The following is a 14,582-nucleotide window of genomic DNA, read 5'->3' as shown; positions in this document are numbered from 1 at the left end:
TTGCTCCTCAGCCTTGGGCGGTGCCGCGGGTCACCCGATTGCCGATGAAGGCGACCATGCGATCGAGGACGAAGCCGACGATGCCGACGTAGACCAGTGCCAGGATGATGTCGCTGATCATCGAGGCGTTCCAGGCGTCCCAGATGAAGAAGCCGATACCCACGCCGCCGATCAACATCTCGGCGGCGACGATGGCCAGCCATGACAGGCCGACGCCGATGCGCAGTCCCGAGAAGATGTAGGGCGCGGCGGCGGGCAGCATGATGCGGGTGAAATACTCCATGCCGTTGAGGCGCAGCACCCGGGCCACGTTGCGGTAGTCCTCGGGGATGTTACGAATGCCCACCGAGGTGTTGATGATGATCGGCCAGATGGCGGTGATGAAGATCACGAAGATCGCCGAGGGAGTGCTGTCCTGGAAGCCGGCCAGCGAGATCGGCAGCCAGGCCAGCGGCGGCACGGTGCGCAGCACCTGGAACACCGGGTCGAGGCCGCGCATGGCCCAGGTCGATTGCCCCACCAGCACGCCAAGGGCGATACCTGCCACTACGGCCAGGGAGTAGCCGTAGGCCACCCGCTCGAGGCTGGCCAGTATCTGCCAGGCCATGCCCACGTCGTTGCCGCCGTGGTTGTAGAACGGATTGACGATCAGCTCCCAGGTATCGCGCAGCACCTGGGAGGGAGGCGGCAGCACGGCACCGGGGGAGGAGCAGAGCAGCTCCCACAGAATGCCGAGCAGGGCGATGATCACCACTGGTGGCAGCACCCGCTGAACCAGCACTTGCTGAATGGCGGCGAAGTCGGGAGCCCAACGGAACGAGACCGCCTTGGCCAGGGTATTGCTGCGTTGCATGCTACTCATGACGATATCTCCTTCTCGTGCGAGATCAGGCGAGGCGCTTGATCTCGAGGCTGTCGAGATAGGCCTGGGGATCTTCTGGGTCGAAGGTCTTGCCGTCGAAGAAGGTCTCCACACCGCGGGAGGTGGAATCGGGAATGTCGGCGGAGTCGATACCGAGGGCGGCAGCTGCCTCGCGCCACAGGTCCTCACGGTTGACCTGCTCGATCAGCGCCTGGCTGTCGAAGTCCTGGGGCAGGTAGCCCCAGCGCTTGTTCTCGGTGAGGAACCACAGGTCATGGCTCTTGAAGGGATAAGAGGCCTGGTTTTTCCAGTAGCGCATCATCTGTGGATGGTCTTCGATCACGCGGCCGGTGCCGTAGTCGAAGTTGCCTTGGATGCGGTCGATCAGATCGGCATAGGGGGCATGGATCCAGCGACGGCGCGAGCAGATCTGGGCCATCTCCTCGTGGTTGGCCGGGTCCTCGCACCACATCTGCGCCTCCATGATCGCCTTCAGCAGCGCCATGGCAGCGTTGGGGTTGGCCTCGACGTAATCGCTTCTCAGGGCGAAGGCTTTTTCGGGGTGATCGTTCCAGATCTCGCCGGTGGTATTGGCGGTGTAGCCGATGCCTTGATTGATCAACTGGTGGTTCCACGGCTCGCAGACGCAGAAGGTGTCCATGCTGCCGACGCGCATATTGGCCACCATCTGGGCGGGGGGAATGGTAATCGTCGAGACATCGCGGTTGGGATCGATGCCGCCGGCCGCCATCCAGTAGCGGATCCACATGTCGTGGGTGCCACCGGGGAAGGTCATGGCAGCACTCGCTTCGTCGCCGCCGGCGCGCTTTTCGGCGAGTGCCTGGCCGAACTCTCGTGTGTCGAGTTGCACTTCGAGATCGGCATAGTCGCGCCCGACCGAGATGCACTGGCCGTTGAGGTTGAGGCGCGCCAGGACGCTCATCGGCACCGGCCGGTTGTTGGGGGTGATAGCGCCGGCGCTCATCAGATAGGGCATCGGGGTGAGGATATGGGCGCCGTCGATGCCGTTGCGCTGGGAGCCCAGCACCAGGTTGTCGCGGGTGGTGCCCCAGGAGGACTGCTTGAGTACCTCGACGTCGGTCATGCCGTGGGCAGCGAAGAAGCCCTTTTCCACTGCCACGAACAGCGGTGCGGCATCGGTCAGGGCGATGAAGCCGAGCTTGGCCGAAGTGGTTTCAGGCCGTCCGCTGGCCACGGCCCAGCTCAACGGCAGGCTGCTGAGCAGAGCGGTACCGCCCACGACGCCAGCGGTCTGCTGCAGAAAACGGCGGCGGTCGAGTACGGGGTTGCCCTTGTTGGTCTTGTTCATGGGTATGGCTCCCAATAAGAAGTGTCTGGCCAAATAAAACGGCGCCTGCCCCGATTCGCATGACGATGTCACGGGAACCTGGGCAGACGCCGTTGTCTGGTCCTGGTGCTGCATGGAAGCGCTGAACCGTCGTTGACTCAGCGGACGGTTAGACTTTGCAGCTTGGATGCCATTGCGCCTTGTTATCGATTTATTTCTTTTAAAACAATTCGTTGATATTTTGTTTGTGATACCTATCAAGGGCCGTGTCCGGCTCGCAGGCGCCGCGAAGGTGCGCTCGGGTTGTGCGATGCACCATTGCCGCCTGTGCCATTTTCAGTGCTCGATTCCGGTTTCCGCCGTTGGCTGAAGGATGTCGGCCAGCCCCAATACGGTTTGCGCGATCTCGGCCATGCTCTTGCTCTGGTCCATGGCCATCTTGCGCAGGAAGGCGTAGGCCTGTTCCTCGCTCATCTTCTGGTGGGACATGATCAGGCCCTTGGCGCGTTCGATCAGCTTGCGCTCACGCAGCGCCCGGCGCGTGTCCTCCAGCTCGTCGCTCAAGGCCTGCAGGCGCCCGGCCTGGGCGCGCATCAGCTCCACCAGCGAGCGATTGAGCGAGGAGCCCACTACCCGGGCGGTCACCTCGCCCAGCTCCTGGCTGGCGCTGCCATCGAGCAGTTCCACCAGTTGCTGACACACGCTCGGCAAGCCATCGTTCAACTGCCGGGTCAGCTCATCCCGGTGGGTCAGGCTGCGCCGCGCATCCAGGGTTCGCGTCAGGCAAAGGCTGGTCAGCTCGCCGATCATGAAGGTCTCGACCCGCTGCATGGCATCGATCCGCCAAGTGGTCAGTTCGTACCAGGTCTCGCCCAGGGTGTTGGCGCTCTCCGGCAGCGCCATATCGCCGCAGGCCATCTCCCGCAGCTGCTGAATGCCGGCCAGGGTGCGGCCGGGCATCTCCAGCTGCCACTGTTCGCGTACCGCCTCGCTGGTGAATTCGAGACAGGTGTCGAAGCAGCGCTGCTGGGCGTCGATCAGGTGCAGCAGCAGCTGACGATGCGCATCGTCGAAGGTGCCGGAGGTGAAGCCGGCGGCACCGCAGGCACGCTCCTGGCCGGCCAGCTCCTTGCCCTGCATCAGATGAAAAACGGCGACCAGCGCCAGGGTGATGTCGGGGTCGCCGGCGGTATCGGCGGCTTCGAACACCACCGAGAGCAGGGCGCTGATGAGCTGATTGTACGATTGGGTTGCCGCATCGGGGCCGGTGCCGAGTGCGGCGATGTCGCGGCGCAGCGCGTCCAGGCCTTCGAGAGCGTGCCAGACGAAGGCAACCCGCTTGAGCAGCCTAGCAGTGGTGGCGGGGCGACCGGCGGTCTCGCCCAGCGCCTCCAGGCGGGAGCGCAGGGCGCGCTCGGTGGCCAGGCACTCCTCTATGCGCTCCTGACGATGCTCGGCGAAGCGCTGTCCGTCGGAGGCCAGATAGACGTTCGAAGCGCCGCGTTCCTTTTGCAGCGCGTGGATGAAACGACTGACGTCGCCGACGATGTCGCAGGCGGCGGTAAGGTGTTCGAGATCGTCGATTTCGCAGCGCTTGGCTGCCAGCAGCAGGCGTTCGGCGGGTGTCATGGCTCACCTCGTTCATACGCAATGGCCGCCGCCCCGAGGGCGGCGGCCAGATTGGGCAAGCGTTGCGGCAGCGGGTGCCGCTGTGCTTGCGATCAGCGCAGCGACAGCGCGCCGGCGCCGGTATCCTCGCCCACGGCCTGGCGATAGGCTTCGGCTTCCTCGGCTTCCGTTTCGTCGCTGAAGCGCACCAGCAGAGCGCAGGAGGCCAGTACCAGCACGATCAGGCCGAGGTAGAACAGGCCCTGCTGATAGGTGATGGCTTCGCTGCGGAAGAGGAAGGCGGCAGCCACGGCGCCGACGTTGCCACCGGCCCCGACGATGCCGGCCACCGCACCCAGGGCCTTCTTGTTGATGAAGGGCACCACGCCGTAGGTGGCGCCTTCGGCCATCTGCACGAACAGGCTGAACACCAGCATGATGCCGATGGCATAAGAGAGCACGTGCATCTGCGAGAAGGCCACCAGGGCGATGCCCTCGCAGATCAGGGCGATGAACAACCAGCGCACGCGCCCCTTGAGGCCGCCGTTGCGGGCGAACAGGTCGGAGAACACTCCGCCCAGGGTGCGGGCGAAGACGTTCATCAGTCCGAACAGCCCGGCGATCATACCGGCGGTGGCCAGCGTCAGGTCGAAGTGATCGAAGAAGTAGATGGCGGCGATGTTGTTGATGGTCAGCTCGACGCCGAAGCAGATGGCATAGACCACGAACAGCGCCCACACGCGGATGTCCTTGGCGGCGGACATGAAGCTCTTGCCGGCACTGTTCTCACCGGTGGCGGGGGGCAGCTCGCCGCGTGCGCGCAGCTCGTCGAAGTTGCCGTTGGGGGCGTCCTGGGTGAACAGCCAGTAGCCGATACCGGTGACGAACATCACCACGCCCGGTACCACCATGGCCAGACGCCAGCCCAGCGTCTCGCTGACGCCCAGCATCAGCAGTCCGGAGAAGATCAGCGGCATGACGATCTGGGTGGTGCCGCCCCCCAGGTTGCCCCAGCCGGCGCTGGTAGCGTTTGCCGTGCCCACCACGTTGGGCGCGAACATCATGGTGGTGTGGTACTGGGTGATGACGAACGAGGCGCCGATGGCGCCGATGGCCAGGCGCGCCAGCAGGAAGGTCTCGAAGCTGTTGGCGAAGCCGATGCTCATCACCGGAATGGAGCCCAGCACCAGCAGGCCGGTGTAGGTCTTGCGCGGCCCGATACGATCGCACAGCACGCCGATCAGCAGCCTCACGATCACGGTGATCAAGACCGAGGCGATGATGGTGTTGCCGATCTGGGTCTGGGTCAGGTTAAGGTCTTCGCGTACCACCGCCATCAGCGGGGCGATGCCGAACCAGCCGAAGAAGCAGATGTGAAAGGCGAACCAGGAGAAGTGGAAGGCACGCATCTGTGGCGTGCGCAGGCTCAAGAGACGAATGCGGTTCGCCTTGTTGAGAATTTCCATGGGCTATGACCTCGTACGGATTGTCGATACATGAGTTCGCCCTTCTCCGTTGAAGGTCAGGTCTGACGCACTCGTACTTCCCTTGGAAGCCTGGTCCACGCCTACCCGGCAATTTGATTCATATCAAGCAATCCGTTTGCCACATCTTCACGTTGTTCATTTAAAACATCGGGTTATGGTTTGATGGGTGGATCGGAGTCCGTATGACCCTGGAAGAGAATGACAAGAGAGAGGTGGGAGAGTGGTCACAGGGTGGCAAGAATGGTGCAGTGCCGCACGATAATGCCCCCTGCTGGTGCTAGGGGGGAGGGCGGCGAGATCGGTTCAGCAGGTCTTCAGGGTTCAGCAGGTCTTAACCGTGGATCAGTACATGGCCAGTTGGGTGGCGTCACGCTCGCAGCTGAGGAAGGCGGAATTTTCCAGCCATTCGGGATCGGGGAAGTAGGCGAACAGGTAATGATCTTCCTTGATGCTGTCGATCAGCGGATAGGTCACTTCCTGGCGTACCGCCGGGCAGCCGTGACTGCGCCCCAGCCGGCCGGTCTGGCGGATGAACGCCTCGCTGACGTAGTCGGCGCCGTGGATCACGATGGCACGCTGATAGGCAAGGTCGTTGACGCCTGGCTCCAGCCCTTCCAGGCGCAGAGAGTAGCCGTTGCGTCCGTAGTAGCTGTTCATGGTGCGAAACAGGCCGAGGCTCGACTGGTAGCTCTCGGGAGTGTTGGAGAACACCGTGGCCTCGGCATCGCCCGAGCCGCGGCCATGGGAAACCAGCTCCTCGAACATCAGGCGCTGCTGGGCCAGGTCGAAGACCCACAGGCGCGGTTCGGTGGAGGGGCGGGAGAAGTCGATGACGGCCAGGCGCCTGGCATCGGGCTCGGCGCAGGCCACGGCTTTGGCGGCCAGCTTAAGCACCACCGGGTTGGCGTCGGGAGCCAGGTTGGCCAGGGTCCGACTGAGCGGTGCGGGAGAAGGATACGAAAGCCCTGCCTGGCTCAGGAAGTTACCGGCATGGGCGGTGGGCAGGGTGACCAGCAGGGAGGCGGCCAGGGTCGAGAGCGGAAGTCGTAGCGTCGGTAAAAAGCGCATTGGCATGCCTATGGCGTTGCAACACCGCAGCGGCAGCGCCGCATACAGGGTAAACGTAAAGAAAAGTGAAGATGCACGGGCCCGGCTGGCTTGCAGCCACTAGCCAGGCACTATTATGAAGAGAGAGGCCAGGAAGGCCAGACCAGCCATCAACGGAGCAGGGGGGATCGATGCGCTTTATTACATGGATGGGAGTACTGGTGATGCTGCTTGTCGCCATGCCGGGAGCCTCGGCGGAGGAGCGGGCGCGCCAGGCGAGCGTTGACGATGCGGATGACAGGCCGAGCCTATCGCCCGCGCTGGCCGATGAAAGCGAGTTGCTGCAGGCGTTCTATGCCCAGCGCGACCATCGACCGGCCTGGCGGGATGAGGAAACGATAGCCGGGCTCGTTTCAACGCTGCGTGCCCTCGATGAGGATGGCTTGACCCCCGAGGACTACCGTCCCGACGATATCGAGGCGGAATACCGCAGCGTGCGCGACGAGGACGCGGATAGCGAACGGCAAATCCACTACGAGCTATTTGCCAGCCGCATGTTGTTCACGGCGCTCGAGCATCTGCAGCGGGGCAAGGTCGACCCCAAATCGCTGAGCGCGGATTGGGAGGTGCCGGTGGAGGCGCCCGACCTGGATCTTGCCGCGATATCGGATGCCATCGACCAGCAGCAATTCGACCGCATGCTGGTGGAGGCGCGACCGCCCTACACGCCTTACCAGCGCTTGCGTGAAGGACTGGCTCGCTATCGCGACATCGAACGGCAGGGCGGCTGGGAGCGGCTGCCGGAACGCGATAGTGCGCTGCGTGTGGGAGACGACGACGACGACGTGGAGCTTCTGCGTGAACGTCTGGCCGTGGCCGGTGTGCTCGAAAATGGGGCGACCGACGACGGGGATGAAGACAACGGCGCCGCTTCCGGGGAGGCTCGGGAGGGCGCCGATCCGCGGCGTTTCGACAGCGACCTGGAAGCGGCAGTGCGCCGTTTCCAGCGGCGGCACCTGCTGGAGCCCGACGGCATCGTCGGACGTCAGACGCTTGCAGCGCTCAACGTTCCCGTCGAGCGGCGCATCGATCAGATTCGCCTCAACATGGAGCGTGCCCGCTGGTTGCTGCACGGCCTGCCCGAGGCCTATGTGCTGGTCGACATCGCCGGCTACGAGCTCAGCTACTTTCGTCCCGACGGTGAGGTCTGGCGCTCGCGTATCGTGGTGGGGCAGCCCTATCGGCGTACGCCGTCGCTGCGCTCCGAGATCACCCACATGACCGTCAATCCCACCTGGACGATTCCACCCACCATTCTGCGCCAGGACGTGCTGCCGGCGGTGCGCCGCGACCTGGGATATCTATGGCGTGAGCGCATCCAGGTACTGAGTCCTTCCGGGCAGCCGCTCGACCCCTGGCGGGTCGACTGGGACAATCCCGGCAACATCGTGCTGCGCCAGGCGCCGGGGCCGCAGAATGCACTGGGGCAGCTCGCCATCCGCTTTCCTAACGACCACATGGTCTATCTCCACGATACGCCGGCACAGGGAAATTTTTCGCGCTATCAGCGCGCCTTCAGCTCTGGCTGCATTCGCGTCGAGAACATTCGTGGACTGGCCCAACTGCTGTTCGACGATACCGACAGCGATCAGGACATCGACGCGCGCATCGACAGCGGAGAAACCCGCAACGTCTCGCTCGCCAACCGCATGCCGGTCATCCTGCACTACTGGACCGTCAACCCTGACGATGACGGTGCGCTCTCGTTCCGTCCCGATATCTACGAGCGTGACGACGAGCTGCTGCGCGAACTGGATCGCCCGCTGGAGCTGTGAGCCAGCGGGCGTGAAAAAAGCCCCGGCCACGTCCTGTGGCCGGGGCATGGCTAAGCCAGGCTTGCCCCGCAGCGGGGACAGACCGTGCGGGGGCTTTCGCTTGCAGCGGAGGCAGCGCCGGAAGTCGCTACGACTTCACTCTTGCCGGTGGCGATACGCTCCGGGTGGAGCGGTACCAGCTTGCCGCGTTCCCAGCGCAGGCCGATGTCCTTGAGCATGCGGGGATCGCAGTCGCGCAGCGAAGCATCGCGGCGGCGATTGGCGTAGTGGGCGCCCACGGCGCGCAGCAGACGACGGGTAGTGCGAAGTAGTGCCATGATCTCGGTCTCCTTGAGTGGAGGCCGGGAACTTGTGCGCGGTAGACGGGAAAAATGCTATCCAGGCTTGGCCGCGACAAGTGCCGCGGCCAGCGTCCTTCAGGTGTCGTCGTTTCGACGGCCGGCCCACGGCAGCAGCAAACGGGTACGCATCGCGTTAATGGATACGCGATGTTGCCGATTTGCCTTGTTGCCTGGAAGTAGCCAGCGCATGAGGGACGTTTCTCGATGGGTAATGAACGATGGATGGTGCCGCATCTTCAATGCGACTCTTTTCTTATAGCCAATCGCTCAACAAGCGTCAACGAATGATCTAACGGTAGCCTTCCGCCTGCAGCCGGAACAGCCTGGCATAGCGGCCGTTCTGACCCATCAGGCTTTCATGGTTGCCGCGCTCGATGACCTTGCCATCGTCGATCACGAGGATCTGATCGGCGGCGCGCACGGTGGAGAAGCGGTGCGAGATGAGGATGGTCATCTTGTCGCGGCGGTGCTCGCGGAAGTCGGCATAGACGGCCGCTTCGGCGGCGGCGTCCATGGCCGCGGTGGGTTCGTCGAGCACCAGGATGTCGGCGCTTTCCCGCATGTAGGCCCGGGCCAGGGCGATCTTCTGCCACTGGCCGCCGGAGAGCTCCTGGCCCCCTTTGAACCAGCGGCCGAGCTGGGTGTGATAGCCGCCGGGCATGTTGCGGATGAACTCGTCGGCCAGGCCGCGTTCGGCCGCCTCCTGCCAGCGCGCTTCGTCACCGAAGGCTTCGACGTCGCCGGCGCCGAGGTTCTCACCCACCTTGAGCTGGTAACGCACGAAGTCCTGGAAGATCACGCCGATGCGCCGGCGCAGGGTCGCCACGTCCCATTCGTGCAGCTCGCTGCCGTCGAGCAGTATGCGCCCTTGGCTGGGCTCGTAGAGACGTGTGAGCAGCTTGATCAGCGTGGTCTTGCCCGAGCCGTTGGCGCCCACCAGCGCCAGGCTTTGCCCTGGCGCGAGGTGCAGCGTGATGTCCTGCAGCGCCGGCCGCTCGGCGCCAGGGTAGGTGAAGCCCACCCGCTCGAAGCGAATGCCGTCGCCGGGGTGGGCACCCTGGGTGAGGCGGCCGGGCTCGGAGGTCACCGGCTGCTCCAGGTACTCGTAGAGATTCGACAGGTAGAGGTTGTCCTCGTACATGCCGCTGATCGAGGTGAGGCTGGCCGACAGCGCCGCCTGGCCCTGCTTGAACACCATCAGGTACATGGTCATCTCGCCCAGGGTCAGCGCGCCCGAGATCGTTTCCGCCACCACCCAGGCATAGGCGCCGTAGAAGGCCAGTGTGCCGAGCAGACCGAGCAGAAAACCCCAGCTCTCGCGGCGGATGGTCAGGCGGCGGTCTTCGCCGTAGAGTGTCTCGAAGATCCGGCGATAGCGCTGCAGCAGCAGCGGCTCCAGCCCGAACAGCTTGACCTCCTTGATGCTGTCCTCCCGGGCCAGCACGGTCTCCAGGTACATCTGCATGCGGGTCTGAGGGGAGCGCCAGCGGAATAGACGGAAGGCGTCGCCGGAGAACTTGGCCTCGGAGACGAATACCGGCAGGGCGCCGATCACCAGGATCAGGATGGCCCAGGGCGAGAACTGCACCAGCAGCACGCCGAAGCTGACCAGCGAGATGGCATTCTGCAGCAGCGAAAAGGTCTTGTTGACCAGCCCCAGCGGACGGATCGAAGCCTCACGGCGCGCCCGGGTGAGCTTGTCGTAGAACTCGGAGTCCTCGAACTGGGCAAGCGACAGGGTGCCCGCCTTCTCCAGGATCATGACGTTGACCTTCTGACCCAGCAGCGCCCGCAGCAGCGACTGCTGTGCCGACAGGCCGCGCTGGGCCAGGGCGATGGCGGCAATGACTCCGGCTTCCGCCAGCACGTAGCGCAGCACCGGCCAGGCGCTCTCGAAGGTGAGGGAGGCGCCGGTCTCGCGATGATAAGCCATGGCCTCGACCACGGCATCGACGATCAGTTGGCCGATCCAGGCCGCCACCGCCGGCAGCACGCCGGCGACCAGAGTGCAGACCGCCAGCCCAAGGGTGAGGGGTCGGGAGGTTTGCCATACCAGTGCCAGCGCGCGGCGGCTGTAGCGGAACACGCCGAAGAAGGCGGTCAGGCGATTGCCACTGGCTGGCGGCGGGGCTGGGATGGCGCGGCGCATGGGTTAGCTGGAGACGACCAGGGAGTGGTGCTCAACAAACGACGCCCTGCACTGGGGCAGGGCGTCGTTTGACGTGCATCGGCGATGATATCGGATCAATCGTCGTCGCTCTCTGCGCTGGCGCTGGCCTGTGCCACTGCCGGCCCGGTCTGACCGGAGCGCAGCGTGGCGAGCAGCGGCTCGGCCTGGCGCTGGAAGGCCATCAGGCGTTGGCCTTCCAGACTCTTGCTTTCGGGCAGATCGACCTTCATGGCATCGACAGCCGTGTTGTTGACATGCACCTCATAATGCAGGTGCGGGCCAGTGCTGCGGCCGGTATTACCCGACAGTGCGATGCGCTCTCCCATGGTGACACGGTCGCCGCGGCTCACGATGGCGCGAGAAAGGTGGAGGTAGCGCGTGCGGTAACCGTTGTCGTGACGGACCACCAGATAGCGACCTGCCACCGGGTGGTTGCCCACCTTTTCCACGCGGCCGTCGGCCGGGGCGATGATCGGCGTGCCGATGGGCATGGCCCAGTCGGTGCCGCGGTGCGGGCTGACCCGGCCGGTGACCGGATGGGTACGGCGCGGATTGAACCCTGAGCTCATGCGATAGCTGCCCTCGAAGGGGTAGCGGGCGAAAGCGGGGTCGAGGCTCTGGCCATCCGGGGTGTAGAAGTTGTTGTCGTCGCTGTTGCGCACCAGGGTCAGGTCCATGCGCGCCCCGGTGTACTGAATCGCCAGTACGCGGGAGTCGAAGCTGCTGCCATCGATGATGTCGGATTCGACCAGCACCTTGAATTCATCGCCGCGGCGGGTGTCGCGGCGGAAGTCGAGCTTCTTCTCCAGCAGCCGTGTGACCTGGGCCACTTCGGTACTGGAGAGACCGGTGGACTGAGCGGAACGGGCAAAGCTGCCGCTCACGCTGCCGGCGAACAGACGCTGCGTGGCCTCGCCGGCACGTTCGATGGTGGCGACGTCGAAACCGTCTTCGTCGCGCTCGAGCAGGAAACCTTCACGGGCATTGCGCATCACGCGCAATGCCAGCAGTTGGTCGTGCTCGTCGAGCTGATATTCGAAGGTGTTGCCGACCCGCCAATGGGTCAGCAGGCGCTTGTCCGGGAGGCTGTCGAGCAGGCGCATGGCCTCGCTGTAGCCCATGCCCAGTTCATTCTGTGCCAGCACGGCGAAGGTATCGCCCTGCTCTACGGTATAGGTGCGCCATTCCGGCACGAAGGGCTCGGCAGCAGCAACCTCATGATCGAAGAGGATCGGGCCGTCCACGAACAGCGCCAGCTCTTCGTCAGGATAATCTTCGTAGGAGGTGGCATCGTCGAAGGAGGTGGCATCCGCCGCGGCCAGTGCTTCGTCATCGGTATGGATGTCGTCGAGCATGCCGTTGGCCAGGGTGCCGATCACCATCGCCATGTGCAGCGCCCCGGGGTCGAGCTCCGTTGTCAGTTCGATACCGCCGTCATCGGGCATGGTGGCGGTATCGAGCTCGGCAGCGGCTCTGACGGGGGTGGGCGGTGTCGCCTGTTCTGCCTGAGCCATAGCGACCCCGGAGAGGTCGATGATCTCGGTCGGCTTGAGCTGGGAGAGCGGAATGTAGTCTCGGGTGGCATCGATGGCCTGAGTGGCGATCTCGATGGCATCGGCGACGGAATAGCGGTCACTGTTGAGTGCGGGGAGGCCTGGTTGAGCCTCGGGCGACAGGGGGAACAGCACGGTTTCGGGAACCTGACCCTGACGCTGGGTATTCTCTACGACGGTAACGATCTTTTGTGCGCCCAGCACAGTCACCATGGTGGCAACAGGTAGCAGCAGCAACTTATGCGTGCGGGGCAGCGAATGAAGGATTCGCAACATTGGTATCGGCCATAAAAAAAGATGACAAGAATATAAAAAGGCATGGGAACCTTAACCCATGATATATGGCCTGCCTAGACTGTACGTGCATACAGCAATGTGCGCCCCGGCGCCTCACTGTCGAGACCCCGGGCCGTCAAGTGTTGTCGAACACTGTTCAACAATGTTCATTGAACGTGAAGAAAAGAGGGAAGACAACCCCTTTTCGGTAACTTTTACTGAACCGCCTGTTTAGTCAGTGAAGGTGCCGTTGCGGTAGTCGCGCAGGGCCTGCTCGATCTCGTGCATGCTGTTCATCACGAACGGACCGTAATGAGCGATCGGTTCGCGGTGAGGTGTGCCCGCCAGCAGCAGGCACTGGGCGCCAGGCTGGCTGGAAAGGGCCACCGAATCGCCGGGGCTTAGCCTGGCCAGCTGACCGGCGGCCACATTCTCCCCCTCGATCTGCAGAGTGCCTTCGAAGACGTAGACGGCCAGTGTCTCGCTCGGCGCCGTGAGTGTGAGCTCCCCATCGGCCTCGAAGCGGGCATGGGCCACGCCGCCACTGCCCGCCAGGGCGTCCAGAGGTCCCGACACGCTCTCGCCTTGCTGTGTCGACCAATTGCCACCGAGAGCAATCAGCTCTGCCTTCTCTTTCTTAAGGCGCGGCATCTCGTCGCTGCGCACGTCGCGATAGCGCGCCGCACTCATCTTTTCCCGGGCGGGCAGGTTCAACCACATCTGGAAGCCATGCAGCCCCTGGCTGTCGGTGAGCGGCATTTCCGAGTGCACGATGCCGCGCCCGGTGTGCATCCACTGGGCGTCGCCGGCCTGGATGGTGCTGCTGTGCCCCAGGTGGTCCTCGTGGGTGATGCCGCCATGCACAATGTAGGTCAGCGTCTGGATGCCGCGGTGCGGATGCGGCGGGAAGCCGCCGATGTAGTCGTCAGGACGGTCGGAGCCGAGCTCGTCGAGCATCAGGAAGGGGTCGAGCTCGCCGTCGAAGCAGTGGATACGCTGGATATGAACGCCGTCGCCATCCTGGCTGGGGTGGCTGTGAAACAGGCGCTCGATGCGCCGGATGCTGGGGCTGGTGGCCATGACTTGCAGTCTCCAATGATGGATATGACTGGTATTTTAGGCCGTTTTTTTCGAAGATTAATCGCAACGTTTCGCACTTTTCATTCGAGGAAGTCGAATATGTCTCGCGTTACCCTGGCCCAGTGGCAGATGCTCGCGGCAGTCGTCGATCACGGCGGCTTCGCTCGCGCCGCCGAGGCGGTCCACAAAAGTCCCTCCACGCTCAATCATGCCGTACACAAGCTGGAGCAGCAGCTTGGCGTCAAAGTGCTGGAACCCGTTGGGCGGCAGGTACGGCTGACCGATGCGGGAGAGCTGCTGCTGCGCCGGGCGCGTCAACTGATCGAGAGTGCCGAGGCGCTGGAGGACGTAGCCGGCCGGCTCTCCGAAGGCCTCGAGGCGGAAGTGGTGCTGTCAATCGACCAGATATTTCCCAACGCCGCGCTGGCGGTGGCGTTGAGTCGCTTTTCCGCCGCTTACCCCTATGTGCGCGTGCAGCTCCACGAAACGGTGCTCAACGGCGGCATAGAGATGCTCTACGACGGCCGCGCCGATATCGCCATATCGGGTCTGGCGGCTCAGGGGTTTCTTGGCGAGCCGCTGGTCACCGTGCGTTTCGTTGCGGTGGCGCATCACGAGCATGAACTGCATGGGCTCGAGCGGCAGCTCGATCTGCGCGATCTGCAGCGGCATCGCCAACTGGTGGTGCGCGACTCGGCGCTGCGCCAGTCGATGGATGCCGGTTGGCTCAAGGCCGAGCAGCGCTGGACGGTGAGCCATCTCGAAACCTCCATCGACATGGTACGGCGTGGCCTGGGCTTTGCCTGGCTGCCCGAGACCCGCATCCACACTGACTTGGAGAGCGGCGTGCTGCGACCGCTGCCGCTTGCGGCCGGTGGGGTCCGCGAGGTGCCCATGCAGATGATCTTCCGCGACCGGGACCGGGCCGGCCCCGCCACCCGTGCCATGGCGCGTGCGCTCAAGGAAGCCGTGGCGAGTGAATGTACGGGTCGAGTGTGACCGTTCGGAATTTTC

11 protein-coding genes are annotated in these 14,582 nt (G+C 64.0%); 2 read left to right on the top strand and 9 right to left on the bottom strand.

Annotated features, from left to right (window positions below):
• Nucleotides 1-7: 7 nt before the first annotated feature.
• From ntrB to B8115_RS19050, 5 genes are all read right to left on the bottom strand, one after another.
• Nucleotides 8-862: a nitrate ABC transporter permease gene (ntrB, locus tag B8115_RS19070; RefSeq protein WP_010629447.1), complete on the bottom strand. Its 855-nt coding sequence runs from the start codon at nt 860-862 to the stop codon at nt 8-10.
• 25 nt (nt 863-887) lie between these two features.
• Complete coding sequence (locus tag B8115_RS19065) at nt 888-2,192, bottom strand: CmpA/NrtA family ABC transporter substrate-binding protein (protein ID WP_010629446.1); 1,305 nt, start codon at nt 2,190-2,192, stop codon at nt 888-890.
• Nucleotides 2,193-2,507: 315 nt separating this feature from the next.
• A complete protein-coding gene (locus B8115_RS19060; RefSeq protein WP_010629445.1) occupies nt 2,508-3,800 on the bottom strand; it encodes a nitrate regulatory protein in 1,293 nt (430 codons plus the stop codon).
• 92 nt (nt 3,801-3,892) lie between these two features.
• Nucleotides 3,893-5,245, bottom strand: a complete 1,353-nt coding sequence (locus B8115_RS19055; protein WP_010629444.1) for a NarK family nitrate/nitrite MFS transporter — start codon at nt 5,243-5,245, stop codon at nt 3,893-3,895.
• Nucleotides 5,246-5,608: 363 nt separating this feature from the next.
• A complete protein-coding gene (locus tag B8115_RS19050) occupies nt 5,609-6,334 on the bottom strand; it encodes a murein L,D-transpeptidase catalytic domain family protein (RefSeq protein ID WP_010629443.1) in 726 nt (241 codons plus the stop codon).
• 170 nt (nt 6,335-6,504) lie between these two features.
• Between B8115_RS19050 and B8115_RS19045 the strand changes: the two genes are divergently transcribed.
• Nucleotides 6,505-8,148 carry a murein L,D-transpeptidase gene (locus tag B8115_RS19045; protein WP_141638664.1) on the top strand — a complete coding sequence of 548 codons (1,644 nt, stop codon included), beginning with the start codon at nt 6,505-6,507 and terminating at the stop codon, nt 8,146-8,148.
• Nucleotides 8,149-8,198: 50 nt separating this feature from the next.
• On the opposite strand, the gene B8115_RS19040 is transcribed toward B8115_RS19045, so the two are convergent.
• The 4 genes from B8115_RS19040 to B8115_RS19025 all read right to left on the bottom strand — a co-directional run bounded on the left by B8115_RS19040 (nt 8,199) and on the right by B8115_RS19025 (nt 13,568).
• Nucleotides 8,199-8,465 (bottom strand): DUF1127 domain-containing protein, encoded by a 267-nt coding sequence (locus B8115_RS19040; RefSeq protein ID WP_010629441.1) that lies wholly within the window; start codon nt 8,463-8,465, stop codon nt 8,199-8,201.
• 313 nt (nt 8,466-8,778) lie between these two features.
• Nucleotides 8,779-10,638 carry an ABC transporter ATP-binding protein gene (locus B8115_RS19035; protein ID WP_010629440.1) on the bottom strand — a complete coding sequence of 620 codons (1,860 nt, stop codon included), beginning with the start codon at nt 10,636-10,638 and terminating at the stop codon, nt 8,779-8,781.
• Between the two features lie 95 nt (nt 10,639-10,733).
• Complete coding sequence (locus B8115_RS19030) at nt 10,734-12,488, bottom strand: peptidoglycan DD-metalloendopeptidase family protein (RefSeq protein WP_010629439.1); 1,755 nt, start codon at nt 12,486-12,488, stop codon at nt 10,734-10,736.
• A gap of 231 nt (nt 12,489-12,719) precedes the next feature.
• On the bottom strand, nt 12,720-13,568 hold the full coding sequence (locus tag B8115_RS19025) for a pirin family protein (RefSeq protein ID WP_010629438.1): 849 nt from the start codon (nt 13,566-13,568) through the stop codon (nt 12,720-12,722).
• Nucleotides 13,569-13,667: 99 nt separating this feature from the next.
• Here B8115_RS19025 and B8115_RS19020 point away from each other — a divergent pair, with 99 nt between their 5' ends.
• Entirely contained in the window at nt 13,668-14,567 is a 900-nt protein-coding gene (locus tag B8115_RS19020; RefSeq protein ID WP_010629437.1) for a LysR family transcriptional regulator, read from the top strand.
• Nucleotides 14,568-14,582: the final 15 nt, after the last annotated feature.

This window comes from Halomonas sp. KM-1 (assembly GCF_000246875.1).
Taxonomy (GTDB): Bacteria; Pseudomonadota; Gammaproteobacteria; order Pseudomonadales; family Halomonadaceae; genus Halomonas; species Halomonas aerodenitrificans.
Note: the sequence above shows the minus strand (reverse complement) of the source record. Positions and strands in the feature narration are given on the sequence as shown.

What these genes read in the sequence shown, in the direction of transcription:
- ntrB (WP_010629447.1), bottom strand. Translation starts at nt 862, where the DNA reads ATGAGTAGCATGCAACGCAGCAATACCCTGGCCAAGGCGGTCTCGTTC.
- B8115_RS19065 (WP_010629446.1), bottom strand. Translation starts at nt 2,192, where the DNA reads ATGAACAAGACCAACAAGGGCAACCCCGTACTCGACCGCCGCCGTTTT.
- B8115_RS19060 (WP_010629445.1), bottom strand. Translation starts at nt 3,800, where the DNA reads ATGACACCCGCCGAACGCCTGCTGCTGGCAGCCAAGCGCTGCGAAATC.
- B8115_RS19055 (WP_010629444.1), bottom strand. Translation starts at nt 5,245, where the DNA reads ATGGAAATTCTCAACAAGGCGAACCGCATTCGTCTCTTGAGCCTGCGC.
- B8115_RS19050 (WP_010629443.1), bottom strand. Translation starts at nt 6,334, where the DNA reads ATGCGCTTTTTACCGACGCTACGACTTCCGCTCTCGACCCTGGCCGCC.
- B8115_RS19045 (WP_141638664.1), top strand. Translation starts at nt 6,505, where the DNA reads ATGCGCTTTATTACATGGATGGGAGTACTGGTGATGCTGCTTGTCGCC.
- B8115_RS19040 (WP_010629441.1), bottom strand. Translation starts at nt 8,465, where the DNA reads ATGGCACTACTTCGCACTACCCGTCGTCTGCTGCGCGCCGTGGGCGCC.
- B8115_RS19035 (WP_010629440.1), bottom strand. Translation starts at nt 10,638, where the DNA reads ATGCGCCGCGCCATCCCAGCCCCGCCGCCAGCCAGTGGCAATCGCCTG.
- B8115_RS19030 (WP_010629439.1), bottom strand. Translation starts at nt 12,488, where the DNA reads ATGTTGCGAATCCTTCATTCGCTGCCCCGCACGCATAAGTTGCTGCTG.
- B8115_RS19025 (WP_010629438.1), bottom strand. Translation starts at nt 13,568, where the DNA reads ATGGCCACCAGCCCCAGCATCCGGCGCATCGAGCGCCTGTTTCACAGC.
- B8115_RS19020 (WP_010629437.1), top strand. Translation starts at nt 13,668, where the DNA reads ATGTCTCGCGTTACCCTGGCCCAGTGGCAGATGCTCGCGGCAGTCGTC.